The organism is Corallococcus llansteffanensis, from assembly GCF_003612055.1.
In the GTDB taxonomy this organism is placed as follows: Bacteria; Myxococcota; Myxococcia; order Myxococcales; family Myxococcaceae; genus Corallococcus; species Corallococcus llansteffanensis.
Map to the genome: position 1 here is coordinate 1 of NZ_RAWB01000707.1, position 4,559 is coordinate 4,559.

Annotated in this window: 5 protein-coding genes; all 5 read left to right on the plus strand. The window is 73.1% G+C overall.

What is annotated here, in order from left to right; translation table 11 throughout:
• The coding region (locus D7V93_RS38625; protein WP_147451563.1) for an ABC transporter ATP-binding protein at positions 1-922 on the plus strand (922 nt) is incomplete at its 5' end.
• Positions 919-1,959: an ABC transporter ATP-binding protein gene (locus tag D7V93_RS38630; protein ID WP_208723294.1), complete on the plus strand. Its 1,041-nt coding sequence runs from the start codon at positions 919-921 to the stop codon at positions 1,957-1,959. The genes D7V93_RS38625 and D7V93_RS38630, both read left to right, overlap by 4 nt.
• Positions 1,928-2,335, plus strand: a complete 408-nt coding sequence (locus tag D7V93_RS38635; protein ID WP_120648080.1) for a DUF2085 domain-containing protein — start codon at positions 1,928-1,930, stop codon at positions 2,333-2,335. The genes D7V93_RS38630 and D7V93_RS38635 overlap by 32 nt, the downstream gene beginning before the upstream one ends.
• Positions 2,336-2,415: 80 nt before the next feature.
• Complete coding sequence (locus D7V93_RS38640) at positions 2,416-3,045, plus strand: RNA polymerase sigma factor (RefSeq protein ID WP_120648078.1); 630 nt, start codon at positions 2,416-2,418, stop codon at positions 3,043-3,045.
• A complete protein-coding gene (locus tag D7V93_RS38645; RefSeq protein WP_120648079.1) occupies positions 3,042-4,460 on the plus strand; it encodes an anti-sigma factor family protein in 1,419 nt (472 codons plus the stop codon). Before D7V93_RS38640 ends, D7V93_RS38645 begins: the two co-directional genes overlap by 4 nt.
• The last annotated feature ends 99 nt before the right edge of the window (positions 4,461-4,559 follow it).

The window sequence follows — 4,559 nt, forward strand, 5'->3', positions numbered from 1 at the left end:
CACCTCGCCCGCGACGATGCGTCCGGGCGGCACGCTGGGGGTGGTGGGGGAGAGCGGCTGCGGCAAGAGCCTCACGGCGCTGTCGGTGATGCGGCTCATTCCCCAGCCGCCCGGACGCATCGTCGCGGGCGAGGTGCGCTTCCGGGGGGAGGACCTCCTGAGCCTGCCGGAGCCGGAGATGCGGCGCGTTCGCGGCCGGCACGTGGCCATGGTCTTCCAGGAGCCGATGACGTCGCTCAACCCCGTGTTCACCGTGGGCGAGCAGATTGGCGAGGGCGTCCGGCTGCACCTGAAGGCGTCCCGGGCCCAGGCGCGCGAGCGCGCGGTGGAGATGCTCCGGCAGGTGGGCATCCCAGCCCCGGGGGAGCGCGTGGACGCGTACCCGCACCAGCTCTCCGGCGGCATGCGCCAGCGCGTGATGATCGCCATGGCGCTCGCGTGCGACCCGGCGCTGCTCATCGCGGACGAGCCCACCACGGCGCTGGACGTCACCATCCAGGCGCAGATTCTCGAACTGCTCAAGCGGCTGCAGGCCGAGCGTCACATGGCGGTGATGCTCATCACCCACGACCTGGGCGTGGTGGCGGGGAGCTGCGACGCGGTGGTGGTGATGTACGCGGGCCGCATCGTGGAGCAAGCCCCGGTGCGCGAGCTGTTCGCCCGGCCCGCGCACCCGTACACTGCGGGCCTCATGCGCTCCATCCCGTCCCTGCATGACGCGGGCGCGGCGGTGGACGGCGAGCGGCGGCGCCTGAAGGCCATCCCCGGCATGGTGCCCTCGCTGGGCGCGCTGCCGTCCGGGTGCGCGTTCCGCGACCGGTGCGACCGCGCCACGGAGCTGTGTGCCCGCGTCACGCCCGCGCTGGAGCCCAAGCGCGGAGGCCAGTGGGCCGCCTGCCACCACCCGGTGCCCGCGCCATGAGCGAACCGCTGGTCCAGGTGCGCGACCTGAAGGTGCACTTCCCGGTGCGCGGTGGCTGGCTCGGGCGCACGCGAGGCACGGTGCGCGCGGTGGACGGGGTGTCCTTCGACGTCGCGCGCGGCGAGACGCTGGGGCTGGTGGGGGAGAGCGGCTGCGGCAAGAGCACCCTGGGGCGCGCGCTCCTGCGCCTGCTGGAGCCCACGGCCGGCTCCATCCGCATCGATGGTCGGGAGCTGACCGGGCTGTCCCAGCGCCAACTGCGCCCCCTGCGGCGGCGCATGCAGCTCGTCTTCCAGGATCCGTACGCCTCGCTCAACCCGCGCATGACGGTGGGGGACATCCTCGCGGAACCCTTCGCCATCCATGGGCTCGCCCGGGGCGCGGCGCGCGAGGAGGAGGTCCTGGCGCTGCTGGACGCGATGGGGCTGCCCCGCGAGGCCCGGCACCGCTACCCGCACGAGTTCTCCGGTGGGCAGCGTCAACGCATCGGCATTGCACGTGCCATCGCGTTGCGACCGGACCTGGTGGTGGCGGACGAGCCCATCAGCGCGCTGGACGTCTCCATCCAGGCGCAGATCGTCAACCTGCTGGTGGACCTGCAGCGCGAGCGCGGGCTCACCTACGTCTTCATCGCGCACGACCTGAAGATTGTTGAGTACGTGTCCACGCGCGTGGCGGTGATGTACCTGGGCCGCATCGTGGAGGTGGCACCGTCGCGCGCGCTGTACGCGGGCCCTCGCCACCCGTACACGCAGGCGCTGCTGTCCGCGGTGCCGGTGCCGGATCCGGAGCGTCCCCCCACGCGCCTGCTGCTGCCGGGCGAGCCACCCTCGCCCCTGTCTCCTCCGTCCGGCTGCGCGTTCCACCCGCGCTGCCCCTACGTGATGGAGCGCTGCCGGCGTGAAGCGCCGCCGCTGTACCCGGTGGGTGGGGGCCACGCCGCCGCGTGCTTCCTGGCGGAAGGGGATGCCCAGCGCTCCGAGCCCGCGTCCCACGGAGGTGCCGGTGTTCTGGCTCAGCCACCATCACGCGGATGAGTACAACCGCACGTACGTGCTCGCGGGCGTGCGCGTCTGCGCGCGCTGCCTGGGCACGTACCCGGTGCTCGCCGCCGTCTTCCTGGGGTTGTTCGCCCTGCGGGCACCGCTGGCGTGGGCGTGGGACGTGCCGGTGGGCCTCGGCCTCACGCTGCCGGCGCTCGTGGACTGGGCGGTGGGCCGCTTCCGTCCGGCGGCCGGCCACAACGCGGTGCGCACCCTGACGGGCGTGCTGCTGGGCGTGGGGCTTGGCCGCTCGCTGTACCTCCACGTGCAGCGCCCGCTGCCGGCGGTGCTGCTGGCGCAGGCGCTTCTGGTGACAGGGGTGGCGGTCCCTGTCATTCTCGCCACTTACCGGCGACCACGGCCGGATTAGACCTTTCCCGCGTGCCTGTCCGTTACAGGCAATGGGCGGGAAGGGGATGGCACCCGTGGCTTCATGGCACTGGGGGAGAGTTGGCACCCGAAACCTCAGACGAGCGGCTGATGCTCGCCTTCCAGGCAGGGGACGCGCGCGCGTTCGAAACGCTGATGCGGAAGCACCGCGCGCCGGTGTTCAACTTCATCCTGCGCTTCGTCGGGCACCGGGCGCGGGCGGAGGACGTGCTGCAGGAGACGTGGCTCAAGGTGGTTCGCAGCGCCCGGGAGTATGAGCCCAAGGCCCGGTTCACGACCTGGCTGTACACCATCGCGAGGAACCTCTGCGTGGACAGCACGCGCAAAGAGAGCTACCGCCAGACGACGTCCCTGGAAGCCCCCGTGGCCGGTGCGGATGGGGACGAGGGACGTCCGCTGGGCGAGGGGCTGCCGGACTCCGGGGCCAGCCCGGAGCGCGGGGCGCACAACGCGCGCCTGCGGCCCCTGCTGGAGCGGGCCCTCGCGGGCCTGCCGGAAGAGCAGCGCGAGGTGTTCGTGCTGCGTGAGTACAGCGGCATCCCGTTCAAGGAGATCGCCGAGGTGACGGGCGTGTCCGAGAACACGGTGAAGAGCCGGATGCGCTACGCGCTGGAGGGCCTGCGCCGTCGCCTGGGAGAGCTGGGCGTGGATGGCGACCTGTCGGAGGATGGAAGGACGGTGGCGGGATGAGTGCCCAGAATGCGCATGCACACGAGGACCGGCTCCTCGACTTCGCCTACGGCGAACTGCCGCCGTCAGAGGCGCAGTCGCTGGAGCAGCACGTCCAGGGCTGCGCGCGCTGCTCGAAGTCCCTGGCGGACATCCGCGGCGTGCGCTCCACCATGGCGCACCTGTCGGTGGAGCCCGCGCCGGACGCCGGACTGGAGTCGCTCCTGGCGTACGCGCAGCAGTCCGCGCGTCGCGCCGCCGCCGGTCCGGAGCCGAAGCCCTCGCGCTGGCGCCGCTGGCTCTTGCCCGCGGTGGGCCTGGCCACGGTGAGCACCTTCGGCCTGCTGACGCTGGAGGTCAGCAAGGGCGTGAAGCTGGAGCCGCAGCTGATCCAGAAGGCCCCGCGCGAGGAGGCCCTCAAGTCGAAGAAGGACGCGTACGCCTCCGCGGAAGTCCAGGCGGCGCCCGCCCCGGTGGCGGCTGCTCCCACGCCGTCCGCCGCGCCCGTGCCCAGGGATGAAGAGCCGATGATGGGTGAACCCCTGGGCTCCGCGAGGGATCAGATGGCGTCCCTCGGAAGCAAGGCGGGTGGCGGCCGGCCCTCGGACTGGATGAACGCGGGCAGCGGTGGTGCGATGCTGGAGCGGCGCCGCGGGGGGAGCCCGGTCGCGAAGAGGAAGATGCCCAGCTTCCAGAAGGAGGCGGCGGAAGGGGTTGCGACCGCCGCGCCAGCTCCGGCGGAGCTGGAGCTGAAGGAGGACAGCGAGGAGAGCGACGCGTTCGCGAAACAAGCGCCCTCCAAGGTGGCGAGTCTGGACCGTGACAGCCCGGCCCGCGACAAGGCCCTGAAGCAGGAGGTGAGCGGGTCCCTGCGGCTGGGCGGTGCGTCGTCGTCCTACGGACGGGGTGCTTCCGCGGACGACGGGCTCGCCGATGAGGCGGGTGCGCCGCCTCCACCGCCGCCGGCCTCCGCGCCCCAGGCCCAGGCCCCCGCGCCGACAGCGCCCGCCACCAACGCCGTCCGTCGCGAACAGGCCGCCCCGGGCAAGGGCGCCGCGGCCCCCGAGCCGACGCCGCAGGGCGGCTTCCAGGAAGTCGCCAAGCCCAAGTCCGTGGAGAAGTCGGCCCGCGCCGATGCGATGACGTCGCGCGACCTGGCCCGCCAGGCCCAGGACGCCGCGGATCAGGGTGACCGCGTGCGCGAGTCCCAGCTCCTGCGCGCCGCGCTCGCGGCCGGGGCCCGTGGCAGCGAACGGCTGTCCCTGCTCTCGCGGCTGTGCGAGTCGCAGTACGCCCAGGGACGGAGCGCCGAGGGTGCGGAGGTCTGCGGGCAGATCGTCTCCGAGGCCCCCGGCTCCGCCGAGGCCCAGGTGGCCCAGCGCCGCCTGCGTCAACTGGCTCCGGCCACTCCGGCGCAGGCCGCTCCGGCGCAGTAAGGGAGGGGCGGCGTGCGGGCCGCCCCCACCGCGCCACGGTCCAGATGACCGATGCGTGAAGGCCGCGGGTCCTGGATACTGGGAGCATGAGGCCGGACG

Excerpts from the sequence above, each read along its gene's own strand:
- D7V93_RS38630 (WP_208723294.1), top strand. The coding sequence starts at position 919 with ATGAGCGAACCGCTGGTCCAGGTGCGCGACCTGAAGGTGCACTTCCCG.
- D7V93_RS38645 (WP_120648079.1), top strand. The coding sequence starts at position 3,042 with ATGAGTGCCCAGAATGCGCATGCACACGAGGACCGGCTCCTCGACTTC.